The organism is Sphingobacterium shayense (genome assembly GCF_013179575.1).
GTDB classification, from domain to species: Bacteria; Bacteroidota; Bacteroidia; order Sphingobacteriales; family Sphingobacteriaceae; genus Sphingobacterium; species Sphingobacterium shayense.
In genome coordinates, this window is the sequence record NZ_JABMCQ010000250.1 from 1 (window position 1) to 3,909 (window position 3,909).

A 3,909-nucleotide genomic window follows, 5' to 3' on the forward strand; every position below is an offset into this window, starting at 1 on the left:
GCGTTGTGCTTGGAGCGGTCGTGAGTTTATATTCTACCTGGTTAAATGAACGGACGCGGGCTCAAATGCTTCAACGTTTGCAGAAAAATGTCGTACAAACACAGATGCATGCGGTGTGGGGAGTTGTGAAGAATTGGCACACCGGCGACATTATGGTGCGGGTGGACTCCGACTGCAAAGAGGTGGTTCAGGTAATTGGGAATTCAGCTATTGCCTCGGTAATAACAGTGCTGCGTATTTTGGCTGCCACAGGATTTCTTTTTTGGATGGATCCCGTTCTTGCACTAATATTAGTTGCCATCTGTCCTCTTATGGTTTTCTCCAGATTATATTTTCGAAGGTTTCGAACATTAAATCTTCGACTCAAGCAGGCGGAAAGTATGCTTGGGAATGTAGTCCAAGAAAACCTGCGCCTCCGACTATCTATTCGGGCATTAAATCTAGGTATTTTCCGTTGGAGGAAGGTAGAAGCTGCGCAGGACAACATCTATGACATGAAAATGGGGGTGCTAAATTTTTCCACTCTCTCGAAAGGCGTAATGAATCTGGTCATTAATACTGGTTTTCTCGTCACATTTACTTGGGGTATATATAAATTGCACTCGGGAGAAATCACTTTTGGAACCCTCTCTGCATTCCTTCAATTGGTTTCACGTATTCAGGGTCCTGTGCTGGTATTGATGGGATTTGTACCGCTATTTGTTCGCTTTAGAACATCGCTCGATAGACTAAATGAGATACTGCTTACAGAAACCGAAAAGGAAGTCGAAGGAGAATATTTTAATAGCATTCAAAAGGTACAATTGCAGAAGATAAATTTTCGTTACGAAGACAAACAGGTGCTTGATAATTTGGAAGCAACCTTTATGCGAGGCCGGCCGACAGCGTTAGTTGGTGCTAGCGGCAAGGGAAAGACCACACTCATTCGCTTGCTTCTTCGTATACTTACTCCAAACTCTGGTGAGATCAGACTTGATGCAGACGGGAAAATGGTGCCTCTTTCAGCTATGCACCGTGTTAATTTTGCATATGTTCCGCAGGGCGATAAGTTATTTAGCGGAACCATTCGCGAGAACCTGCAAGCTTCAGAAGACCGCCTTCCTGAAGAAAGATTGAGAAACGCGTTATATGTTGCATGTGCCTCTTTTGTTTATGATTTACCCGAGGGACTTGATACATTTGTTGGTGAGTCCGGACATGGTCTATCTGAAGGACAGGCGCAGCGGATAGCAGTAGCTAGAGCCTTACTTCGGGATTGCGGCATATGGCTCTTTGATGAAGTAACCTCAGCACTTGACCCAGCTACTGCTGTGGAACTCACTAGGCGATTGCTTGAAGCGGGAAAGGAAAAGATTCTTGTATTTGTAACGCATGATTTGGCGCTGGCTGAAGCGTGTGATCAAACAATTTATATTAGGTAAAGAGAAATGATGAACAACGAGCAGTTTATAGCTAGTAGACTTGATAAACGCTGTGCTTATTTTCGGATTGCGAACCATTTTATAGCGATTCAATACGATGAAATTATTGATATTAGAAAGGGACTGGCAAGTTTTGCTCCTTTTTCTGAACCCGAATGTCCGCAAACGGGCAGTTTGGTTGCTGTTTTTGATATCTCCATGAAACCGGCACCGGCTAATGATCCAAAGGCGCGACTTTTAAGCGATGTCTCGATGATACTCGACGAACGTTTTCGTTTTGAAGAAACCGATGAACACTATATCACTAGTATTGACGCATCGGACTCAGAAGGGAAACCTTGGAAGATGGTGAGCACTAAGGAGTTTACCCAGTCCATAATCTATGCTGATCCGGATGAGTTATATTCTACCTTTAAATGTAACTGGTTGATTATGGTGGCTTTCGGGCAGGCTGTATTAGCGCATAAGACTATACTTCTGCATTCCTCGGTGATCGAAAAGGAGGGTTATGGATACGCCTTTTTAGGGAAAAGTGGGACAGGAAAAAGTACTCATAGTAGACTGTGGTTAAGTCATATTTCTGGTACAGCCTTATTAAATGATGACAATCCGGCGGTGCGAGTGCATGATGATGGGCAAGTTATCATATACGGTACGCCGTGGAGTGGTAAAACGCACTGTTACAAGCAAAAGGCCGTGAGATTAGGCGCTATAATTCGGTTGGAGCAAGCCCCTTTTAATAAATTGTCATGGAAGCAGGGTAAAGACGCGTTGATCGCGTTATTGCCAAGCGGTTCGGCAATACGCTGGAACCCCTCGTTATTTAGTAGTATGCTTGAAATTCTTCAGCTCATTGTGCAAAATGTGCCGGTCGGATATTTGCAATGTTTACCGGATAAGGATGCGGCGCTACTTTCGTATTCAGAGGCTTCTTCGCAGGGATAAAAACCTTTCTAGTTAGCAAGGATGCTGAGCGAAATACCTGACCTAGCTGATGGGGCTTTTCAGAAGAATGACGGATTCAATAGCGTGGAAAGTTTTTCCCGTCAGACTAACCTATTTTGGTAAGCTTTAATTGTACTTTCTCCTCTGTTTTTTGTATGGGTGGACGTTGTCGATGACTATCAATGTTATAGTTAATTTTTTTTCATTTTAATATCATTTGATATCGTCTTCTATATTAATATGATAAAACCTATTTTATTTTCATAGCCTTATAATCAATTGTTAAATATACACTGAGGGGAGTGTTTTAATGTTGCTATTACGGCATTTATCAATTTTTTATTAAAATTTTGTTATTAAATTATCCCTTCTTCTAAAAATACGACAAAAATTATTTACTTTTATTGTACTATAAAATACTGTATGCGGAGATCGAATTCTGTATATTTTAGAATAGGACTACCAACCATCATTCAACATCGCCCTTGCAATGAAAAATTTAACCGTTATTGGATTAACCCCCTTTGAAAGCCCTGATATCAGGCTCATCCCGAAATTTCATAAGGCAGGAGCATTTCCTGTATTGAGCCTCGGTTATGATCCGATAATAGCTCAACAAGCGCTGAGCCAGCTGGAAGAAGTGGACATTTCTAGCTATGGTATTTATTTCCCTAGTAACGGACTTATGTCCTTGGATCTCCCGGACAAAGTCAGTTTAGTTATTCTCCCTTTTGGGATTTCTATGCCCGCTATTTCAGGCCGGACTATTATTTATCAAGTCAGCACATTGCAGGACGCAAAAAAGGCGCTGGAAGTGGGTGCGGATGGTATCATCGTAAAAGGCAATGAGGCGGCTGGTAAGGTAGGTTATGAATCAACATTTGTTCTGTTCCAACGGCTCATCAAAGAAATCAAGGATATACCGGTATGGCTGCAAGGAGGCATAGGGTTACACACCGCTGCCGCTGCATGCGCACTGGGCGCTCTCGGAGTGGTTCTCGATAGCCAGCTTGCGTTATTTCCGGAGTGTACGCTGCCTAGCGAGTTTAAAAGTCTTTGCTCCAAACTGAACGGTACCGAAACAAAAATTATCGCTAATCACCGCGTGCTCGTGCGGCCGGATTCTCCATTATTATCGGAAGAAGCCAAGGCGGACGAACTAATATCACATTTTACAAGTCTTGATCCGACTAAAGCTTACATCCCAATGGGGCAGGACATTGCCTTAGCGGTAGATTTATACGAGAACTTCAGAAGTTTAAAGAATCTCGTGTTTGGGTTTCAGGAAGCAATGTACGGGCATCTGAAGCAGGCAAAGGCACTGGATGTCATCGATCAAAACAATCCTCTGGCTAGACAACTAGAAATCCGATATCCTATTGCGCAGGGACCAATGACGCGCGTTAGTGATGTGCCTTTGTTTGCTAATTCTGTTGCCGAAGCTGGCGGCCTGCCTTTTGTCGCGCTATCGCTGCTTAAAGGTAAAAGTGCGAAAGAGTTAGTGACGGAAGCCAAAGTACTCATGGGGGATAAAACTTGGGGC

3 protein-coding genes are annotated in these 3,909 nt (G+C 43.1%); all 3 read left to right on the top strand.

The window, feature by feature from the left end:
- Positions 1–1,421, top strand: a 1,421-nt coding sequence (locus tag HP439_RS18180; protein ID WP_172391750.1) for an ABC transporter ATP-binding protein, incomplete at its 5' end; no start/stop codon positions are given.
- A gap of 6 nt (positions 1,422–1,427) precedes the next feature.
- Positions 1,428–2,366 carry a hypothetical protein gene (locus HP439_RS18185; RefSeq protein WP_172391751.1) on the top strand — a complete coding sequence of 313 codons (939 nt, stop codon included), beginning with the start codon at positions 1,428–1,430 and terminating at the stop codon, positions 2,364–2,366.
- Between the two features lie 583 nt (positions 2,367–2,949).
- Positions 2,950–3,909, top strand: a 960-nt coding sequence (locus HP439_RS18190) for a nitronate monooxygenase (protein ID WP_216657900.1), incomplete at its 3' end; no start/stop codon positions are given.

Excerpts from the sequence above, each read along its gene's own strand:
- HP439_RS18185 (WP_172391751.1), top strand. The coding sequence starts at position 1,428 with ATGATGAACAACGAGCAGTTTATAGCTAGTAGACTTGATAAACGCTGT.